This window comes from Caminibacter pacificus (genome assembly GCF_003752135.1).
GTDB classification, from domain to species: Bacteria; Campylobacterota; Campylobacteria; order Campylobacterales; family Nautiliaceae; genus Caminibacter; species Caminibacter pacificus.
This window is the reverse complement of record NZ_RJVK01000001.1, coordinates 167,263-187,838: the sequence shown is the minus strand read 5'-3', so window position 1 is coordinate 187,838 and position 20,576 is coordinate 167,263. Positions and strand designations below refer to the sequence as shown.

General features: G+C 33.5%; 18 protein-coding genes, 1 other RNA gene and 1 pseudogene. 9 read left to right on the top strand and 11 right to left on the bottom strand.

The annotated features are described in order from the left end of the window. Window positions 1-4 precede the first annotated feature (4 nt). Genes ruvB through panB form a run of 5 tightly spaced genes read right to left on the bottom strand, consistent with a single transcriptional unit; the run spans window position 5 to window position 3,980 of the window. Complete coding sequence (gene ruvB / locus EDC58_RS01020; RefSeq protein WP_123351640.1) at window positions 5-997, bottom strand: Holliday junction branch migration DNA helicase RuvB; 993 nt, start codon at window positions 995-997, stop codon at window positions 5-7. Then, window positions 978-1,619, bottom strand: coding sequence for a retron system putative HNH endonuclease (locus EDC58_RS01015; RefSeq protein ID WP_123351639.1), 642 nt, complete (start codon window positions 1,617-1,619; stop codon window positions 978-980). Before EDC58_RS01015 ends, ruvB begins: the two co-directional genes overlap by 20 nt. After that, window positions 1,612-2,682: an AAA family ATPase gene (locus EDC58_RS01010; protein WP_123351638.1), complete on the bottom strand. Its 1,071-nt coding sequence runs from the start codon at window positions 2,680-2,682 to the stop codon at window positions 1,612-1,614. Before EDC58_RS01010 ends, EDC58_RS01015 begins: the two co-directional genes overlap by 8 nt. Beyond that, window positions 2,679-3,203: a Uma2 family endonuclease gene (locus EDC58_RS01005; protein WP_123351637.1), complete on the bottom strand. Its 525-nt coding sequence runs from the start codon at window positions 3,201-3,203 to the stop codon at window positions 2,679-2,681. Before EDC58_RS01005 ends, EDC58_RS01010 begins: the two co-directional genes overlap by 4 nt. After that, complete coding sequence (panB, locus tag EDC58_RS01000; protein WP_123351636.1) at window positions 3,204-3,980, bottom strand: 3-methyl-2-oxobutanoate hydroxymethyltransferase; 777 nt, start codon at window positions 3,978-3,980, stop codon at window positions 3,204-3,206. It abuts the gene before it with no gap. Between the two features lie 56 nt (window positions 3,981-4,036). On the opposite strand from panB, the pseudogene trpA reads away from it, so the two are divergent. The 4 genes and pseudogenes from trpA to EDC58_RS00975 all read left to right on the top strand — a co-directional run. Beyond that, window positions 4,037-4,762 (top strand): annotated as a pseudogene (gene trpA, locus EDC58_RS00995) (tryptophan synthase subunit alpha); the annotation flags it as partial. A gap of 147 nt (window positions 4,763-4,909) precedes the next feature. After that, window positions 4,910-5,286: a transfer-messenger RNA gene (ssrA, locus tag EDC58_RS00990) on the top strand. A gap of 60 nt (window positions 5,287-5,346) precedes the next feature. Next, on the top strand, window positions 5,347-5,640 hold the full coding sequence (locus tag EDC58_RS00985) for a hypothetical protein (protein ID WP_123351634.1): 294 nt from the start codon (window positions 5,347-5,349) through the stop codon (window positions 5,638-5,640). A gap of 579 nt (window positions 5,641-6,219) precedes the next feature. Then, window positions 6,220-6,978 (top strand): SDR family NAD(P)-dependent oxidoreductase, encoded by a 759-nt coding sequence (locus EDC58_RS00975; RefSeq protein ID WP_123351632.1) that lies wholly within the window; start codon window positions 6,220-6,222, stop codon window positions 6,976-6,978. Here the strand turns inward: EDC58_RS00975 and nhaA are convergent. The 5 genes from nhaA to EDC58_RS00950 are packed head-to-tail and all read right to left on the bottom strand — an operon-like array spanning window position 6,975 to window position 13,060. Continuing rightward, window positions 6,975-8,120, bottom strand: coding sequence for a Na+/H+ antiporter NhaA (nhaA, locus tag EDC58_RS00970; RefSeq protein ID WP_123351631.1), 1,146 nt, complete (start codon window positions 8,118-8,120; stop codon window positions 6,975-6,977). The two genes, EDC58_RS00975 and nhaA, sit on opposite strands and share 4 nt — an antisense overlap. Beyond that, a complete protein-coding gene (locus EDC58_RS00965; RefSeq protein ID WP_123351630.1) occupies window positions 8,117-9,955 on the bottom strand; it encodes a WD40 repeat domain-containing protein in 1,839 nt (612 codons plus the stop codon). The genes nhaA and EDC58_RS00965 overlap by 4 nt, the downstream gene beginning before the upstream one ends. After that, window positions 9,955-11,577 (bottom strand): ABC1 kinase family protein, encoded by a 1,623-nt coding sequence (locus EDC58_RS00960; RefSeq protein ID WP_123351629.1) that lies wholly within the window; start codon window positions 11,575-11,577, stop codon window positions 9,955-9,957. Before EDC58_RS00960 ends, EDC58_RS00965 begins: the two co-directional genes overlap by 1 nt. Further along, window positions 11,564-11,866 carry a phasin family protein gene (locus EDC58_RS00955; RefSeq protein WP_123351628.1) on the bottom strand — a complete coding sequence of 101 codons (303 nt, stop codon included), beginning with the start codon at window positions 11,864-11,866 and terminating at the stop codon, window positions 11,564-11,566. Before EDC58_RS00955 ends, EDC58_RS00960 begins: the two co-directional genes overlap by 14 nt. A 33-nt stretch (window positions 11,867-11,899) precedes the next feature. Continuing rightward, window positions 11,900-13,060: a hypothetical protein gene (locus EDC58_RS00950; protein ID WP_123351627.1), complete on the bottom strand. Its 1,161-nt coding sequence runs from the start codon at window positions 13,058-13,060 to the stop codon at window positions 11,900-11,902. An 82-nt stretch (window positions 13,061-13,142) separates the two neighbouring features. On the opposite strand from EDC58_RS00950, the gene EDC58_RS00945 reads away from it, so the two are divergent. Further along, on the top strand, window positions 13,143-13,946 hold the full coding sequence (locus EDC58_RS00945) for a ferritin-like domain-containing protein (RefSeq protein ID WP_123351626.1): 804 nt from the start codon (window positions 13,143-13,145) through the stop codon (window positions 13,944-13,946). Here the strand turns inward: EDC58_RS00945 and EDC58_RS00940 are convergent. Beyond that, window positions 13,943-14,521 (bottom strand): hypothetical protein, encoded by a 579-nt coding sequence (locus tag EDC58_RS00940; protein WP_123351625.1) that lies wholly within the window; start codon window positions 14,519-14,521, stop codon window positions 13,943-13,945. The two genes, EDC58_RS00945 and EDC58_RS00940, sit on opposite strands and share 4 nt — an antisense overlap. A 76-nt stretch (window positions 14,522-14,597) precedes the next feature. Here EDC58_RS00940 and EDC58_RS00935 point away from each other — a divergent pair, with 76 nt between their 5' ends. From EDC58_RS00935 to EDC58_RS00920, 4 genes are read left to right on the top strand one after another with little or no spacing between them, the layout of a single operon-like run. Next, window positions 14,598-15,140, top strand: coding sequence for a TetR/AcrR family transcriptional regulator (locus tag EDC58_RS00935; protein WP_123351624.1), 543 nt, complete (start codon window positions 14,598-14,600; stop codon window positions 15,138-15,140). Then, the gene (locus EDC58_RS00930; RefSeq protein ID WP_123351623.1) at window positions 15,137-16,399 is read left to right on the top strand and encodes a TolC family protein; all 1,263 of its coding nucleotides are present in this window, start codon (window positions 15,137-15,139) and stop codon (window positions 16,397-16,399) included. Before EDC58_RS00935 ends, EDC58_RS00930 begins: the two co-directional genes overlap by 4 nt. Further along, entirely contained in the window at window positions 16,396-17,466 is a 1,071-nt protein-coding gene (locus EDC58_RS00925; RefSeq protein WP_123351622.1) for an efflux RND transporter periplasmic adaptor subunit, read from the top strand. The genes EDC58_RS00930 and EDC58_RS00925 overlap by 4 nt, the downstream gene beginning before the upstream one ends. Window positions 17,467-17,468: 2 nt before the next feature. Further along, window positions 17,469-20,543 (top strand): efflux RND transporter permease subunit, encoded by a 3,075-nt coding sequence (locus tag EDC58_RS00920; protein WP_123351621.1) that lies wholly within the window; start codon window positions 17,469-17,471, stop codon window positions 20,541-20,543. Window positions 20,544-20,576: the final 33 nt, after the last annotated feature.

The following is a 20,576-nucleotide window of genomic DNA, read 5'->3' as shown; positions in this document are numbered from 1 at the left end:
TCCTTTAAAATAGAGTACTCGGCGTAAACCTTAATATTTCATACGTTTTTCTTGTGGCGATTCTACCTTTTGGTGTTTTTTCAATGTATCCGTTGGCAATCAAAAACGGCTCGATAACCTCCTCAATCGTATCTTCGTCTTCGCTTAGAGCAGCGGCGATTGTCGATAATCCGAGCGGTTTTTTCGCATCCGCAAGTAAAGTTAAAAATCTAATATCAAGCTCGTCAAAACCGTGTTCGTTTATTCCGAGTTCGTCAAGCGCATATTTGGCTATTTTTTTGTCTATCGTTTTTTTGCCCTCTACTTCCGCAAAATCCCTGACTCTTTTAAGAAGTCTAAGAGCGATTCTCGGAGTTCCGCGAGAGCGCATAGCTATTTCGTTTGCCGCGTCATCTTCGATAGTAAATCCCAACTTTTTACTTGCAAGCTTAATAATAAGAGCAAGTTCTTCTACATTATAAAAATTAAGCCTAAAACTCATTCCGAATCTGTCACGAAGAGGATTGGAAAGCATTCCGGCTCTTGTGGTTGCACCGATAAGCGTAAATTTTGCTACGTCTATTTTTATAGTCTGAGCCGCCGGTCCGCTGCCTATTACGATATCGAGCCTAAAATCCTCCATCGCAGAATAAAGCACTTCTTCAATGCTCGCTTTTAATCTGTGAATTTCATCAATAAACAAAATATCACCCTCTTCCAAATTCGTCAAAATAGCGGCCAAATCCCCGCTTTTCTCAAGCATAGGAGCCGCTATTGTTTTCAGGTTTGCGTTCATTTCGCTTGCTATGATATTGGCAAGTGTGGTTTTCCCAAGCCCCGGAGGCCCGAAAAAGAGCATATGGTCAAGACTCTCCCCTCTTTTTTTAGCCGCTTCGATAAAAACTTTCAGATTCTTTTTTATCTGCTCCTGACCTATATACTCATCAAGATTTTGAGGTCTTAGCGACTTCTCATACCCTTCTTCAAAACTAACTTTTTCAATTTCGACTATTCTCAATTATTCTCCTTTTATTATTTAACAACCAATTTAATAAACTAAAATAAAAATCGATTCCATAATCTATATAATCTTCTATTTTATTAAAAACTTCCAAAGTATAAATTAAACCTTCAATTAATTTTTTTCTATCTTCTATTAATGATTTATCGTTGAGATTAAATGCTTTTATTGTAAAATCAGCTTTTTTTTTATTAAATTCACTTAAATCATCTTTTGGTAAAATATGTCCAGTCAAATCATATTCAAAAAAATACTCAGGATTATTAAATACTGGATGAATTAAATACTTAAATTCTTCTTTATTAATTGAAAAAGAATCTTTATGTCTTTCACAATGTGTCGCACTATCACAAGATACAAATAAATTGTTATAATCTAATGTTAAATCTGGAAACAAATTCCTTTTTTTAAAATGATCTATGGATAAATTTGTTAAATTTTCTAATTTTCTTTCACAATAAGCACATAAAAATTTTTGTTCAGAAATAATATACTCTCTTAATTGTGATTTTATTTGTTTAATATTTTCATCTTCCCAAGCTTTACTAATATTAGGACTCTTAACTTTTCTTTTCGCTTTTTTAAAAAAATCTGGCTCTTCTTTCTTAATTTTAATCATTAAAACCCTTTAATCTTGCTTGCATATTCAATAACTTTAAATCTACATCTTCACCTAAATAACTATACATTTTATTATATAATTGTTTATATTTTTCCCAATTTTTCATTAAAATATATTCTCTTAATTTATTGAAATCTTTCTCTACTTCCTCAGTTCTTAAATTATTTATTCCCATAATCTCTAACAAAATTTTATTAAATTCAAGCCCATAACTTCTATTGAACTTTTTAACAACAACTTTATTTTTTTCAAAATTTAAAACTCTTAAATACTCACTTTTTGCACTTCCAATAATTAAAGGAGAATGAGTTGCCAAAATTATCTGACAATTATTTTTTATTGCATAATCTTCATAAAGCTTTAAAATTTTACTCTGCCATTTCGGATGTAAAGACAATTCTGGTTCATCAATTAAAATCACCATATTCTTAATATTACTTAGATATAAATATAATACCTCAGAAATCAAAGTTCTTTCTCCACTTGACAATTCGTCTATTAAAAACTTTTCCCCGGTTATTTTATGTTTAAAAAACAAATTACCTTTACCATCTCTACTATCAAATTCAATATTAATATTTAAACTATCAAAAATATCATTTATATTTTCACGTATTTTTTTATATACTTCACTTGCCTTAATATCATATTCAAACACAAGCTTTTGAATATATTCTGGTAAAAAATTTTTTATATCTCTTAAGCTACTTTGATAAGAAAAATAATGTATTTTTCCTTTTATTTCATCGTTATACCAAAATTGTTTAATGCCTTCCCCACCAATTGCTAAAGCTGAAGTATTTGAATTAAATACTTTTTTTTCATTGTCCAATATAGTTTCTAATCTAATTCCACCAATTTTCTTAATTCCATATATTGACTCTAATACAGCAGTCTTCCCACTTCCATTAATTCCAGCTAATACAATAATAGGTAAAGGATTATTATTTTTATCACAAAAGTCTATTTCAAAATTTTTTAAAACTTTATAATTATTTATAAAAAGTTTTTTAATTTTAAGACCTTTTTTTATATTCCAGTTTTCAAATAAAAATTTCATAACCACACCTTTGAAAAATCAACTTTTATATCACATGTTAAATCATCGGTTTTGAAAATTCCATCTCTCAAATCGGAAATCTTAATATATTCTCCGTTAATCAGTTTATAGATTTTGACTCTTTTTTCGTTAGGATAGACCAATCCGTAATATTTTACACCCTCTTTTTTATACAAATCGAATTTTACTATTTCGTCTCTTCTTATACTGTTTTCACTTACTACTTCGAAAATAATCTCCGGTGTAAGTGTTATATCGTCTATTTCACCGCATTTCACCAATACGTCAGGTCTTACTACCGTATCTTCGCTAAACTTCACTTCACTCTCTATAAGTGCAAAGCATTCACTACAATTATCCAAGCTTTCATCAAGCTCTCTAAATATCTTACCGCTTATTCGCTGGTGAGAAGGAAGAGCAAAAGGGCTCATCGCATAAGGATATCCGTTTATTAATTCCCAATCACCTTCCCATTTTTCATAATCTTTATAAGTATAATGTTCCAAATATTCAATCGCCATTTAATAAATCTCCTCTTCACCAGGGAATTTTCCGGTTTCTACGTCTTGGACGTATTTTTTAACGGCTTCCCTGACAAGCTCGGCGCCGTTTAGATAGCGACGGACGAATTTAGGTTTGAAATCTTCAAAAAATCCGAGCATATCGCTCCAAACAAGCACTTGACCGGTAGTATATCTTCCGGCACCAATTCCGATTGTGGGAATATTCACGCTCTTTGTAATTTCACGAGCCACGTCTTCTTTTACGCCCTCTATTACCAAAAGCACGGCCCCGGCTTCTTCTACGGCTTTTGCGTCTTCAAGAAGTTTTTTTCTTGAGTTTTCGTCTTTTCCTTTTACGATATATCCGCCCTCGCTTCTACTAAACTGCGGCATAAGTCCTATATGCCCGACTACCGCAATAGCGTTATCGCTAAGCGTTTTGATAATTTCGGCTTTTTCCGCTCCGCCTTCGATTTTTACGGCATCGGCACATGTCTCTTTATATACTCTAATAGCATTTTCAAGCGCCGTTTTGCTATCAGGATATGTCCCAAACGGCATATCGCAAACGATATAGGCTTTTTTTGCTCCGTTACATACGGCTTTCGTGTGATAAATCATCTGCTCAAGCGTAGCGCTTAGCGTATCGCTCGCTCCGTAAAAACTCATATTCAAACTATCGCCCACCAAGATAATATCAGCGATATCGTCAAAAATTTTTGCAAAAAGCGCGTCATAAGCGGTAATCATCGTAAGTTTTTCTTTTTTATAAAGTTTTTTAAGTGTGTTTTTCATCACAAACCTTTTGATATAATTTCTAAAATTTATTATATCAATTTTACCAAAGGAAAAATATGAAAAAGCTTGTAGCTTATATAACAACCGGCTTTCCGGATAAACATTTTACCGTCGATTTGATTAATTCTTTAAAAGAAAACGGCGTTGACGCAATTGAGCTTGGTATTCCTTTTTCGGACCCCGTTGCCGACGGACCGGTGATTCAAGAAGTAAACAAAAGAGCGCTTGAGAGAGGATACAAAATCCAAGACACTTTCGAAGTTAGCGAAAAAGTGGCAAAAAATATCGATACTTATTGGATGGGATATTTTAATAACTTTTATCACAAAGGCTATGATTTTATGGTTGATAAAGCCAAAGAATACGGCGTAAAAGGCTTTATTATCCCTGATTTACCGTACGAAGAAGCGGTAATTTACGAAGAAAAATTTCCTCTAATCTCTTTCGTAGCCCCGACTGACAGCAAAGAGAGAATAAAAGAGATTTTGAAAAATCCTAAAGAGTTCATCTATTTAGTGGCATACGCAGGTATTACGGGTGCTGAGAAAAAAGAAGACTTAAGCGAAATAATAAGCTACATCAAAGAAATCACCTCAACTCCTCTTTACATAGGCTTCGGAGTAAACGAAAAAACGGCTCGCGAAAAAGCTCAAGGAGTTGACGGAGTTATCGTAGGTAGTGCTTTTATTAAGGTACTGCTCGAAGATATCTCAAATAACGAAAAAATCAAAAAAATTTCTCAAATGGCAAAAAACATAAAAGAAGCGATAAATTCTTAAACGCCATTTTTTGACTTCCTTTTTTATTATAATTTCATATTCGATTAATTAAAACTTAAACTTTCCTTAAAAAAAACTTGATTTTTTAAGGATTTTTTGATAAAATTCGCTTAGTCATTCGCGCATAGACTTCAAAGAAGTCCTTGCGGGGGTGACATGGCTTCGACAGGGGTAGAAAGCCCTAAGCTGCACGCGCGCCTGGGCAAGCGCTAAAACGGCCCGCTAAAAATAAACGCAGCAAATAACAAATCTTACAGCCCAGCAGTAGCTAGAGCTGCTGCTTAATTAAGTAGTTTCGGGCGCCTCCGCCCACTGAGGCTTGCCACCGCCTCGGGCGGAGAGTAAAGAGTGGCTAGGAGTGTGACTCTCGGGTGTGGGTTGCACTCCGAAAACAAAAACACCCCTCTCTTCCGTAAGGCTTTGTCCGTTGAGCCTGGAAGAGCAGTATAATCAACGGACTAAGCGTGTAGACGCTTAGGGTAATCTACTTCTGGACTCGGGTTCGATTCCCGACACCTCCACCATTTAATATTTAGTGTCAGAGATACATATTGATTTTTTAAAACTTGAAAAAGGAATAAGCAATGGATAATAAAATAGAAACCTTTAGAGATTATTTTAAAAATAATTTTTTACAAATAATATCCTTTATAAGTTTAATTATTGGTGGAATTTATTTTTTATTATATTTAATTAACATCAATTATTTCCCAAATTTAACTTTTAATGATATCATAATAATTTCTGCTATATATTTTTTAATTGGTTTAATTTTTTCTCTTTTATTATTCTTATTTTTTTTTGTAACTGAAGTATTTGTATATAAATATCATCAATTTACTTCTAATCTTGAAAAAAAAAATTCTCAATTGTCTTAGTAAAATAAATTCAAAAATTAAACCATATAACCTTAATAAAAAAAATAACAAATTATATATATGTATTGAAAAAATTTTTTTATTCCTTTTATATATAGTTATAATTTACTTTATCTTAATATTATTAAATTATTTTGTCTTAATAAAATTCTTACATTTTAATATAAAAAATCCTTTATTTAATAATAAATACTTATTTTATTTAATTACAGCCTCTTTATTTTATTTTTCTGATTCTTTTAAAATAAGTAAAAAATATTTTACTTTAATTCTTTTTTTCATTATTATATTTTACACAATGTACATTTCGTTTAATTATGTCCCCAAAATTTTAAACTTTGGAAATTATAATAGCACATTATATATAAACAACAAATATATTTGCCAGTATTACCATGTAATAAAAAATTTGAAAACAAAAAATAAAAATATTTGCTTCATAACTGGAAAAATATTATTAAAAACATCTAACAATTATATTATAAAAATTAATTTTGAAACATTTGTTATTCCTAAAAAATATGTATTAATGGAAATTAAATAAAATAATATTGCTATAATTTTCCAAAAAGGCTTTAGATGAACTTTTTGGAAAATAAAATAGCGCTTATTACGGGCGCAAGCTCGGGCATAGGCGCTGCAACAGCAAAAAAACTCAGCGAATACGGCGTAAATTTGATTCTAACAGGAAGAGATGAAAATAAACTGCAACAACTCAAAAATTCTCTTCAAACCCAAACATTGACATTTGCATTCGATATCAGAAATAAAAAAGAAGTTGAAAAATTCGTAAATGAAATCTTATCAATCACCCATATCGACATTCTCGTTAATAACGCAGGGCTTGCTTTAGGGCTTGAGCCTATTGATGAGGGAGATATAGAAGATTGGGAGACGATGATAGATACGAATATAAAAGGAGTACTTTACATTACAAAACCGATTTTCAAACATATGAAAGAAAGAAATGAAGGTCATATCGTAAATTTAGGCTCTGTCGCCGGCAAAACGGCTTATCCGGGAGGAAATGTATATTGCGCTACAAAAGCGGCTCTTCACTCTCTTAGTGAGAGTCTCAATATCGACGCTTTCGGGACGAATATAAAAGTCAGCACCATTGCACCCGGCGCTGTTGAGACGGAGTTTTCAAACGTAAGATTTAAAGGGGATAAACAAAAAGCTAAAAAAGTCTATGAAGGATACGTGCCTCTAAGTGCGGAAGATATCGCCGATACTATCGTTTGCGTTTTAAACACTCCTCCGCACGTAAATATTCAATATGTCGATATTATGCCTACAAACCAAAGAAATCCTTATATGCTATATAGGGATTCTTAGGTTTTTCTCAGTATCAAATATCCGACGATTCCTGAAATTAACGAGCCTAATAAAATAGCGAGTTTATCGGCGAATTTAAATAGTGTAGCGTCTCCGAACGCCAAAGAGTCGATAAACAAACTCATAGTAAACCCGATACCAGTCAAAACACTTACACCATAAAACATCTTTAAATTTACCCCATCGGGCATTTTCGCGATTTTTAGTTTCATTGCTATCCACGAAAAGCCGAAAACTCCTATCTGTTTTCCAAGGAAAAGTCCGAGCATTATCCCAAGAGGCGCTCCGCTAAATAATTTGTTTAAAGACAAATCCCTCAAATCGATACCCGCATTTACAAAAGCAAAAAGCGGTAAAACGAAAAAGTTTACAAAAGAATGAAGCTCGTGTTCGAGCTCTTTTAACATCGATTTTCCGTTAATTTCTTTAATAGGAATAAACTTAGCAAGAACCACCCCGGCAAGCGTTGCGTGAACTCCCGATTTTAAAACGCTCACCCAAAGAATAATTCCAAGCAAAATATAAGGCATTTTTTTACTGACGTTTAAAAGATTCAATATCAAAAGCCCGAAAATTGCTGCCGCGGCTACCGCTAAAGATACGAGCGATAAACCTTTTGTGTAAAAAAGAGCGATGATAATAATAGCACCCAAGTCATCGATTATCGCAAGAGCCATTAAAAATATTTTCAAAGCCGGATGAACCCTATTTCCAAGAAGCGCCAATACTCCAAGTGCGAAAGCTATATCCGTAGCAGTAGGTATCGCCCAACCTTTCATTGCTATCGGGTCCCCGTAATTTATTAGCGTATAAATAACAGCCGGCATTATCATACCGCCAAGCGCGGCAATTGCGGGAAGTGTGATTTTTGAAACGGAAGAGAGCGCTCCTTCTAAGACTTCTCTTTTTATCTCAAGTCCCACAAGAAAGAAAAATATAGCCATAAGCCCGTCATTCACCCACAAAATCAAAGGCTTTTGTATCTCAAGTCCTCCGAAAACAACACCCAAAGGAATATCCAAAAACTTAGTATAAAAGGTCTTTAGCGGCGTGTTTGCCAAAATCAGAGCGATTATCGTCGAAATAATAAGCAGTATCCCGACACTCGTCTCTTTATGGAAAAAATCCTTAATCATTTTCATTGCATTTCCTTTATCATCGATTGAATTCTCGGCAGCTTCATTTTCATATTTTTATATTCACCAAGCAAATCAAGAGCTTTTGTTTTATTTTCCAACATCTCTTTTTCGGCCTGTTTTAGAGTTTGTCTGAATTTTTCTTGAATCTCTTTATAGCTTTTTAGCTTTCTTAGAAATTCATACATCTCCGCAAGTTTTAAAGCTTCGTCTATTTTGTTATCGGCAATTAGTGCCAAAAACTTAAAAATAACCTCGAGCATATTTAATATTTCTATCGCTTTATCCTCGTATTCTTCTATATCTTTTAAAATCATCGCCGCTTTTTTTGCCTTTTGAAACTCTTCTTTTTCTAAAAATTTAAGCGCGAATTTATATAAATTTTCGGCATACGTCATAAGTTTTTGATATTCCACGCTTTCTTTAAGTTCCGGGTGCTCTTTCAAAAGAGCATAAACACCTTTAAAATCTTTTTTTGCGATTTTTTCTTTAAAAATTTTTAAAATCTCCGCTTTCTTTAATAAAAGCTCGATTAAAGGAAGTTTCTGAGTCACCGCCATAAACGGCTCCAAAAGCTCTTTTGCTTTTTCGAATTCTCCGTTTATTACCGACTGATATGCTTTTTCGTATGTTTTTTGCCATCTTAGTTCCAAAATCTTATAATATTTCGTTTTTTTAAGCTCTTCATACATATTCGCAAGTTCGTATGCAAGGGCATAATTTCCTTTAAGAACCGCGTTTTTAAATTTAGCCAAGTTTTTATAATGCTTTATTAATTTTTCAATTTCTTCTCTTTTATTAGGTACTTTCAAAAGAGGCTGTAACACTTTTACGGCTTCTATTTCGCTTTTTTCAAAAAGTAAAATCGCCTTTTTTATCAAAAGCTCTTCATATTTAATAAGCCTTTTAAAACCTTCGCTTCTTTTTAAAAACGGATTTTTATCTATCAAATCGTATGCTTTTTTAAAATCTTCTTTCAAAATCGCATCCAAAAGCTCTTTTTCTTCTTCGAAAAGGTCTTTATAATAAAGCTCTCCGTTTGTGGTCGAGATTATCATTTTATTCGAATAAATAACGACTTTTTCCATATTTTCGAATTCTAAAAATTTATCGTTCAAAATTACTTCGTTTTTCAAATCATAAATCATAACCTTGTTTTTCGATAAAATCACCAAAAATTCCCCGTCAATCCAAAAATCACTGAATTTTCTATAAAAATCGACTCTGTCGATTGAGGTGTGTTTGTATTCGTCCCATTTGACAATATCGCTGATTTCATCTGCCGAAATAAGGTTTTCTTTTTTTTCTATTTTTTTTACGGGTTTAATATGCAAAAAACGCTTTTTAGAATTAAAACTCGAAAGATTGGAAAAAATCACCGCCTTATCATATCCTCCCGCACAAATATAATCTTCATCTACAAAAACGATATCCGTTATAAAATCTTTATGTTTCGGGAGTTTGGCTACTCTTTTTAAAATTTCCAAATTTATCAGATATATCTCTCCGTCAATCCCGCCGCAAGCCAAATACTCTTCATTTAAAAACGACACCGCCAAAATATCGTGTTTGAATTCGAAAGTTTCAAGATGTTTTTTTTCTTCTATATTCCATACACCGACTCTGTTTTTTGAAGTGACGGCTAAAAATTTGCCTTTATTTGAAAACTTAACGCCGTTTTCTTTAGGAGAGTTTTTTTCGAATTTGAGCCTAAAACCTTTAAAAAACGAAAGCCCCATATCAAAAATCAAAACTCTATTAATTTCATCCACTACATATAAAAAATTATCTTTTATAAAAAATCTACTAACGGGTACTTTTAGATTTTTAAATTTTATCATCACTTCTTCCTTAAAACCGTAAAGATTAAAATCACTCCCAAAATAGAAGCAAAAATAAATCCGATTATTCCGAATAATGAAATATTTTTAAATAAAGGCGGAATATGAGAGCTTAAAAGCATCGACGAGCCTATAAGAAGAGAAGCTATGATTATGGAAGTGGATAATCTGTTAAATGACTTTTCTATAGCTTCTTCAAACTCTTCAAGACCTACGTGCTCGAATTCGACTTTGAGTTCACCTCTTTTTAGCTTGCCTATTATCTCGTTCAAATCACTCGGCGCTTGAGTTATAAACTCCATAACCGCTTTATTTATCTCATGGGAACGTTTTAGGATATTAAAAGGAGAAATGGTTTGTTTGTAGATTTTTATGATAAAAGGTTTTATCTCTTCTGCGGCGTTGAACTCGGGATATAGTTTTTTGCCTATTCCCTCCATCGTCACCAACGCTTTTGCAAGCAAATAGTTATCTTCTTTGAAATATATTTTATATCTCTGCATTACTTTTAACATATCTTCAATAAGCGCTCTTAATTCGACTTGTTTGAGCGAAGAGTAAAAATAGCTGCTTATAATATCCGCCATCTCTTTTTTAAAAGATGAGATATCGATTTCTCCTTGGACTTTTGATAGTTTTAAAACATAAAGAGCCGCTTTTTCTTCTTGTTGTTTTATTACGTAATATATCATTTCTACAAAATATTGCCTGTCTTCATCGCTTAATCTGCCCATTATCCCGAAATCCAAAAAGACTATTTTTCCATTACTCACCATCAAATTTCCGGGATGAGGGTCGGCATGAAAAAATCTATGAATAAATATCTGCTCGCAAATTAAATCGAATCCTTTTTTAGTTATCTCTTTTAAATCGTAACCCGCTTTTTTTAGCGCGTCGATATCCGAGATTTTTATACCCTCGATAAACTCCATAGTCAAAACACGTTTGGAAGAGTATTTTTCGTAAAGTTTAGGTACTTTTATATCGGAATTGTTTCTGAAATTATTTGCAAATCTTTTTAAATTTAGTGCTTCGATATTAAAGTCAAGCTCTTTTTTTATCGATTTTGCAAACTCTTCGACTATTTTTTCCAAATCGACGCCGTAGATTAAAAATCTGTCTCTCAAAAGTTTTGCAAGCCTTTGTAGTATTGCAATATCAGCATAAATCTTCTCTTCGATATCGGGTTTTAAAATCTTAACGGCTACGATTTCTCCGGTTTTTAGTCTCGCTTTATAGACCTGTCCTATAGACGCCGAAGCCAAAAGCTCGAAGTCTTCTTCGAAAATTTCAGTATAAGGTTTTTCGAATTCATCCTCAAGCACTCTTTTCATCTCTTCAAAAGGCAAAGGTGTTACGCTATCTTGTAGCTTCTCAAACTCCTTTGCCAAATCAAGAGGTACCAAATCGGGTCTTAAAGATAGAAGTTGCGCGAGTTTGATAAACGTAGGACCCAACTCTTCGATAGCTTTTCTTATTCTTTCGCTTCGCGAGAGTTTCGGAGTTTCTTTAAAAGGAACGGGAATTCCCAAAGATTCGATAATATCCCCGAATCCGTATTTGGCAAGGACAAAAATAATCTCTTTTGTCCTCTTTAGCTCATAGAGGCTATTTTTGAACATTTTTTAAGAGTTCTTTTAGTTCTTTAAGTTCGCTTTTTAAGTTTTCGATATCCTCTTTCGTAGCTACACCCAACTCTTTTAGTTGTCTTCTTACCTCATCTTCAATCATTTTTTTAAGTTCGTTAAGTTTTTCTTGAGACTCTTTTTTAAGCTCTTCAATCAAACTCTCAGCCTCTTTTTCGGTTAGTTCTCCTCTTTTTTTAGCCTCTTCTACAAATTCTTCGAGTTTTTCTTTTGCCAAAAAAAGACTTCCCACACCTACTTTTAAAAGTTCGTCTATTTTAATCATTTCCCCCTCCTTTTTTATTTATTTTAACATATTTTAATTATTTTGAAGTAAAGCAAGAATGTTTTGTGCATAATTTTCATCAAAAAACATATACGAAGCTATATTAACGTTTTGTTCGGACGGCGCAAAGATAAGCATTTCATCACTTTTACCCAAATATTCTACACTATAATCTATATTTACTCCGTCGATATGCAAATATAGTTTGTTTCCGGATATTTTTATAGAAAAAGTGCCTCCGAATTTCGTTCCGTCAACAGCATGAAAAAGCCCGGCACTCGCGTCCGAATTTATCTGTACCTGATTTAAAATCAAATTTCCATCACTATCTTGAAAAACTTGATAAAAAACTTTTCCCGCAATTAATTTTTTTAAGTATTCTCCGCTTTTTAATTCGTTTGCAAAGTTATCGGCTTGAGTTTTCGAATAGAAAAGCTCAAGAGATTTCACGGGCAAATTATCATACAGATACGTTAAAGTAACTCTATCGTTATATAAATTCAAAACCGCGGTAGTATTGTCTTCAAAATTCACAACCGTGCCGTTTATACTAAAACCCATATTCACTGCGCCGTCTATATTCGTCTCGTTTGCGTCTGCGTTTATCGTTAAATAACCTTCCTCAACTTCATCCGCACTTTTTACGTAATAGAGGGTTTTGTTTGCAAGAGTATCTTTTACCATTTGCGTTTGGGAGTGAATAAGATTTAAAAGAGCTTCGGTTTTAGTGTAATATTTTCCGTTGTATGTTGGCAAAGTCTTTAGCTTTTCATATAAACTCTCAATAGCCGTATCGTCAATTGAAGAGAGTGAATAGTTTGCAAGCAGTTTATTTTCTTCGGCGCTTATCGTTATACCGTTACTCGGGTCCCCGTCGATATCCAACGTCTGCAAAAGTGCCGCTATCGCGGAAGAGTTTTCCATTATAACTTTACCCTCTTCAAGCTCGTAAGATTTTATCGTCTTAAAGGCAATCCCTCCTACTCTAAAAACGCAATCTTTTCCCTCTTCATAAATAAAACCTCCCAAATTATCCGTGACTCCCGAAACGCCGCCACATTGATATTCAATTCCGGCAACAGGAGCGTCAACATACGTAGCACTTGCCGTTTTTAGCTCTTCACCCCCGCCAGAAGAGCTACCGCATCCCACAAAAAACAAAACCGCCGCGGCAGATAACAAAAGCTTTTTCATCTTTTCTCCCTTTTATGAAATTTATATTAAAATCGACAAAAAAATTTTTATCTTTATTATAATTTCACAAAAAGGACTTTCAATGTTCTATCAAGAACTTGAAAAAATAATCGAAACTTCCGATTACGATAAAAAGTTCGAACTTTTTTATAAGCTTTATGAAAATATCGACTCTTATAATTTTACTTCGAATGAAAAGCCCAAAATCTTTGAAAAACCAAGTTATGCCGACTTTTGCGAAATAGTCCACCCGGCAAGAGTACCAAGAAGAAGAGGTTTTGAAACCGACGAAAAAAAAGCGGTCTTATTACACGCAATAGTTCATATCGAATATAGTGCTATAGATTTGGCTCTTGATGCCTGCTATAGATTTAGAAATCTTCCGAAAGAATATTATCTCGATTGGCTCGAAGTCGCCGAAGATGAGATTAGACATTTTAAAATGATGAATTCACTGCTTGAAAAAACAGGCTATAAATACGGAGATTTTCCCGTACATAATTCGCTTTTTGAAGCTTCTCAAAAAACTCAAGATTTATTAAGCAGAATGGCGATAATTCCGAGATGGTACGAAGCCAACGGACTTGACGCAAACGAAAAGATAATAAAAAGACTCCAAAAAACAAACGACCCGTTTGCAAAAGAAGTGATTGATGCATTAAACGTTATTTTAAAAGAAGAAATCCCTCATGTTAGCAAAGGCGATAAATGGTTTAAGTGGGAGTGCGAAAGGAAAAATTTAGACCCGCTAAAAACATATTTCGAAATTATCGATTCTTTTTTTAAAGATTGGAAGAAAAAAGACCTAAACGTCGCAGCCAGACTAAAAGCCGGATTTACCTGCGACGAGCTTAAAATTTTAAGCAATAAAGAGATTAATTGTTAAAAAAGTCCGCATTTCAGCCAAGTTCCGTCTTTGAATTTGGCTTTTGTTACAATAAAATAGAGTTTTAAATTTTCAGGTTTTTCATCTTTTAGATACATTTCCAAATCACCGTCAACCATATGTTTTTTGTGAATAGTTACTTCTTCTCCGGGTTTTAATACTATATCCCTATCGATATAGTCTTTCAATACTTTAGTACCGTCATCTTTATCTTCGGCATAAAGATTTCCTTGAAGATAAACTACGGTTTTAGGATAAGTATTTTTTAGAGTTATTGTCAATTCATAATACGGAAATACAATTTTTTTAAACTTATATTTTAAAGAAACGACTTTGATTTTGTCACAACTTTTTATTGCAAACTCTTCTTGAGTTTTTTTTGCTTGATTTTTAATCTCTTTTTGTTGAGTTTTAAGCTCTTTTTTTAATTTTTCTATCTCTTTATCTTTTGCTTTAACTTCTTGTTTTAATTGTTGGATTTGTTGTAAAATCAAATCTAATTTTTTGTCTATATCGGCACTGTTTGCCGCAAAAAGCATACTCGTTATCCCTACTACCGCTAAAAACTTTTTCATTTTTTTCCTTTTTTCTTGCTATTTTAACAAAAAAGTTTTATAATTCTATTTACCTACCGGTAAGTAAGGAGAAAATTTGAAAGAAAGAATATTGAAAACCGCACTAAAACATTTCGCAAAAAGCGGATATGAAAATACTTCAATGAAAGAGATTGCCGAAGATTTGGGTATTACCAAACCGGCACTTTATTATCATTATAAAAGCAAAAACGACCTTTATAACGAAATATTCAAACACCATTTCTTAACCTTAAAATTTCAAAAACAACCCACAAACGAAGAAAATATCATACATTACATAAAAACGATGTCTAAATTCTTCCATCAAAATCCCGATATTGCAAAACTTTTTGCAAAAGAGTTGTCATGCGAGGGAGAACACCTCCAAGAAGAGACTTTAAAAATTATGAGTAAAACAATTAAATTTTTGCAAGAGAGTTTACCAAACGATATAAACCCGTTTTTTATACAAACACTTATCATCTCTGCATTCACTACTTTTCAAAATACACTCAATCTTAGAAAAAAAGTCTCTAAGCTAATTCAAAAATCTCCCGATTTTAATATTGATGACGAAATAACGACTACAATTTTATCTTATATAAAGGCTAAATCATGAAAAAACTAAGCCTCGTATTAATTGCGGCAAGTCTTTACGCCGCAGATATAGGCACGCTTTTTGACGCTATCAAAAAGCAACCCGAGACGAAAATAGACAATTTACAGGTAAAAAACGCAAAAATTGCTAAAAAAAGCGTGATTAATTCTTTATATCCTACCGTAAATCTATTTTCATCAGCCGAGCATTACAACGCTCCGTTTTCATTAAGACCTGTCACACCGACTGAGAGTGCTTATCTTTTAAAAACAAACGATTCGATTCCTTTTTCTCAAAACATAATAAGAATAGGTTTTGACGTTTCCATGCCGCTTTTTATCAAAACGATATATGACAATAAAGAAAAAATGTCTTATATTATCAATGCGGCAAAATACAAAGCAAAACTCAACCTTTTACAAAGAGAATCGATGCTTGTTATTTATCTGAGTAATTTGAATTATTTGTATTCTTTAAAAAAGGCGCTTTTAGTTCAAAAAAATTCAATTCAAGAGAGTATTAAAGCAATTGAAGTGGGAGTGAAAGTTGGAAGAATTCCGGAATTTAAACTCCTAAGATTAAAAGATGCCGTAAATCAAATAGATATAAAAATTAACGACATCGACTCAAAAATCGCCGATACCAATTCTAAAATTTACACTTTAACGAAAATTCATCTCAAAAAACCTATCGATTTTCAAACATCAAACGTAAAAAAAGAGGAATTTTTGGCGGTTAAACCCATAAAAGAGAATATAAAAGCTTCACTACTTGATATAAAAGCGAAAAAAGACGACTTTTTACCTAAAGTATTTTTTAAAATCTCGGCAAACAGAGGTTTTGGTTGGGCGTACAATACCAAAGATAGCGTCGCACTAAATACCGCAAGTACCGGGATTTATATTAATTGGAATATTTTTAATAAAAAAAGAAATTCGGACGTTCAAAAAGCAAAAATAGAATATATCAACTCAAAACTCACTTTGCAAAAAACGATAAAAGAGCTGACATCTCAAATAGAAAAAATAGATAAAACTTTAAAAATAGTCAATCGCTCGTTATCACTTGCAAAAAAATCGGTAAAAATAAAAGAAGAGCTGTTAAAAAGCGCAAAAGTTGCATTCAAACTCGGTACTATGACCGTGGATGAATATCTAAATTACGAAAACGACCTTGCTTTAGCAAAAGCAAACGTTGCTAACCTAAAAGCTACCAAAAACTCCCTAATCGCTCAAAAAGCGTTTATTTACGGAAATAATTTCAAAAAGGTGTTCAAATGAAAGTACTAAAAATCGTAATTCCAATAATCATCGCTATTGCATTGGCATTCGGCGGATATAGACTAATCAAGCTAAAAAAAGAAGCCGACGCAAAAGAAAAAACGGCCACACTTTATCCGATTGTAGTAAAAATGTATAAGCCGGAATATAAAGAAGTTACATTGACTCTTCCTGCGGTTGCGGAAGTTAAAAACTCAAACGAAGTAGCAATAGCTACAAAATTCCCTGGTAAAATCTTATATATCAAAAACTTGGGAGAAAAAGTAAAAAAAGGCGATTTGCTTGTTAAAATAGACGATAGCGAATTAAAATCGCAATTAAATACTATCGATTCGAAAATCGCCTCTTTAAAAGATAAAATCAACGCACAAAAAATATCCCTTGAAAACTTAATCAAAACCCACATCAGAACGAAAAAACTACTTGAAGTAAAAATGGCTTCTATCGAACAATATCAAAATGAAGAGAGTAAAATCGCTACTCTAAAAGCGGCGATAAAAGCAGATGAAAACTCACTTAAATCTTTGTATTCTCAAAAACAATCAATCCTTGACAACCTAAAATACACTACAATTTATGCAAACACAAACGGCGTTGTAAGTGCGAAACTTTTCAATAAAGGCGATATCGCACCTATGCTAAAACCTATTTTAAAAATCACTCCAAACAGCGGAAACTATCTGCTTGTGCTTTTGCCAAAAGAAGAAAAAGCAATAATTTATAAATCAAAAGAGTATCCGCTAATCCCTCTAAAAAGTACGATTAACGGAATAAAAGCTTATAAAGCGGAAGTGGAAGATAAAAACCTGCTACCGGGTGAAAAAGTTAACGTAAAAGTAGTGACTTTCCAAGGAAAAGGAACGTTTTTACCTTTTAACACAATATTGACTATCGAAAACAAAAACTACATTTTCACACCTAAAACAAAAGAAATTCATATTAAAGCCAGCGGAGTCGAAGGTGTGGTAATCGAAGAAAAAATAGATACTCCGGTAATTCAAGCCGAACCGGATATTTTACTTAAAATCAAAGCCGGCTATCCTATCAAAGTTGAAAATAAAGGATAAAAATGTTTGAATTTTTCTATAAAAGAGGCTATTTATTATCCGCAATTATCTTGGGAATGTTCGTTTTCGGGGTAATCGGGCTTATAAAAATGCCTAAAAACCTATTCCCCGACGCAAACCGTCCGGAAGTCGTAATATTTACGCAAGTCCCGGGTGCTACGGCTTCGGTTGTCGCTACAACGGTATCAAAACCGATAGAAGAAGAGATGGCGACTCTTAGTAACGTATATCAAATCAAATCTACAAACGTCGCAAACTTCTCTATCGTACACGTGGTTTTCGACTACACAAAAACATTACAACAAGCAAGCGTGGATGTCAGTAACGCTCTAAACAGAATAAAAGACAAACTACCAAAAAACTCTATTCCGGCAATTTATTTGGTGGGTGATTTTACAGCACCGGTGGATGTTTTTGCTCTAAGTCCGAAAAACAACTCCATAACTTTGCCCGAAATCAAAAAAATAGCGACTCATTTTATAAAACCGAAACTCCTAAGTAATCCGAATATCGGAAACGTAGAAGTTTTCGGCGGATACGACAGCGCGGTTATGGTAAAAATCGACCCTTTGAAACTAAAAAAATACGGCATTTCGTTTGACGATTTGATAAAAATCATTCAAACTACGGATTTGAATATGCCTATAGGTTTCGTAAAAACGAAAAATTCGTTTATTACTCTAAGCTTTTACGGAGAAAAAGACGACGTTAAAAAGCTTAAAAACTTACTTATAAAACCTAACGTCAGATTAAAAGATATTGCGGATATTTCTTGGAGTTATCAAACAAACAACACTCTTTATATAGGAAATAACGCTCCTTCAATTGCCATAAGCGTCCAAAGAGCACCAAGCGGCAGCGTACTTGCTACGAGTGACGCGGCAAGAGAAGAGATGAAAAAAATTGAAAAACTCTATCCGAATATAAAAGTTACTATTTCCGATACTCAAAGAAACCTAATCGAAACTTCGAATATCAACATGTTAGAAGCGCTAAGAGATGCGATAATCTTTACGCTTATAGTGCTTTTGATTTTCTTAGCCAATTTTAGAGCGCTTGCGGCAGCCGCTCTTTCTATTCCGATGGTATTTTTCGGAACGATTGCTTATTTATACCTAACAGGCCAAGGTCTTAATATAGTAATTTATACCGCTATTATCTTAGCACTCGGAATGCTTACGGACGATGCGGTCGTCGTACTTGAAAATATCGAGCGTCACCTCGAAAACAAAGAAGATTTGCAAAAAGCGATTTATGAAGGTACAAAAGAGGTGTTAAAACCGATTTTTGCCGGAAGCGTATCGACAATAGCGATTATTTTCCCTCTTATGTTCGTGGGAGGATATCCTGAAAAAATCTTCAAACCTCTAATAGAAACGCTAATAGTTGCATTGCTTATCAGTTGGTTTTTATCCGTTACTTTTATTCCTAAACTTTCGACTCTTTTATACAAAAAAGGCTTTAAAAAGACAAGAGTTGAAATTTTCTTTGAAAAACTTTATCAAAACACAATTGCGAAACTAATAAAACCTTATGTGGGTATATTACATTTCTCAAACGGTAAATTTTACGTCTTAAGAAGAATGCTTTTAATAGCTGGGGCAATGATAGTACTTATGCTTAGCGTAAAAAATATTATGCCTATAATCGGTAGAGACGTTATGCCTCCTATGGATACCGGAATTATGAAAGCTCATATTGAATTTTCAAGTAACCTTAACGCCGAAGAAAGTGAAAAAAGACTAAAACCTTTCCTAACATGGCTAAACAAACAATCTTGGCTTGAAAAATCCTCAATTGCCATCGGTACTCAAAAAGACGTGCTCTCAATCACCGGTGGAGGCGGCGGAAACAGTATCAATATGACAATCATCGCAATTGATAGATTCCACAGAAAAAAAACAATTTGGCAACTTGAAGACGAAGTAAGAAACGAACTTGCAAAAATCCCCGGAATTAAAAAAATCGGAGTTTACGATTACGGAGCGACAGCCCTATCCACAATCAACGCACCGCTTGACGTAAGACTTCTTAGCGATACCTATAAACAACTTCCAAAAGAAGCGCAAAAAATAGAAAAACTTCTTTATAACGTAAAAGGTCTTACGACTATAATGAAAACGTGGGATAAGGATTTTAACGAAGTCGTTATTAAAATAGACACCAATAAAGCCCTAAGCTACGGAATAACACCTGCCGGTATCGCGTATCAAATAGCTCTAAAAGATATGCCGGTTGCAATGCTTACGAATCTTTCGAGTATGAACGTGCAATTTGTAAGAGTAAGATTTAATAAACAATTCGAAAATATAGAAGCTCTAAAATTATTGCCTATAGATACAAAAAAAGGTCCTATTCCTCTTGGTGAAATAGCGCAAATTAAAAAAGAGTTTACATATTCAAAAATCGACAGATACAACCTTCAATACGCAATTGACGTAGAGGGTTACAGAAAAACAAGACCTGTTAGTTTGATTACGGATGATGCCGACAAACTCTTAAAAGAACACGGAATCAAAAACTACAAACAAGCAGGTGACGTTAGTGAAATGGACGATTCTTTTGGAAGACTTGTAAAAGCAATTGCGGTTGGAGTGGTTATTTTGATTTTGACTTTAATGGTCGTTTATCAATCACTAAGACTCGCACTTATTATGATCGTCGTACTTCCGCTATCTATGATTGGTGCTAGTTGGGCGTTACTAATAGCAAACAAACCTTCATGTATGCCGAGTATGGTGGGGTTATTGTTGCTATTTGGGATTATTATCAAAAACGCAGTACTTCTTATCGACTTTTACAAAGAGTTCGAACACAGCGGAAAATCGCCGTTTGAAGCTGCTATTGAGAGCGTAAAAGTGAGATTCAGACCCGTTATGATGACCGCATTCGGAACGATTGCGGGAATGATTCCTATCGCTCTTGAATGGGCGGTAGGTCTTGAGAGACTCTCACCTATTGCTGATGTAGCAATCGGCGGTCTTCTTGTAGGAACTTTCCTAACTCTCGTTTACGTACCTATGCTTGCTTACTCTACAGACCCGAGAAACAAAAAAACAAACCCTCTAAAAAGCTAATTTTTTAGCTTTTTTTCTTTTTTTAATCTAACT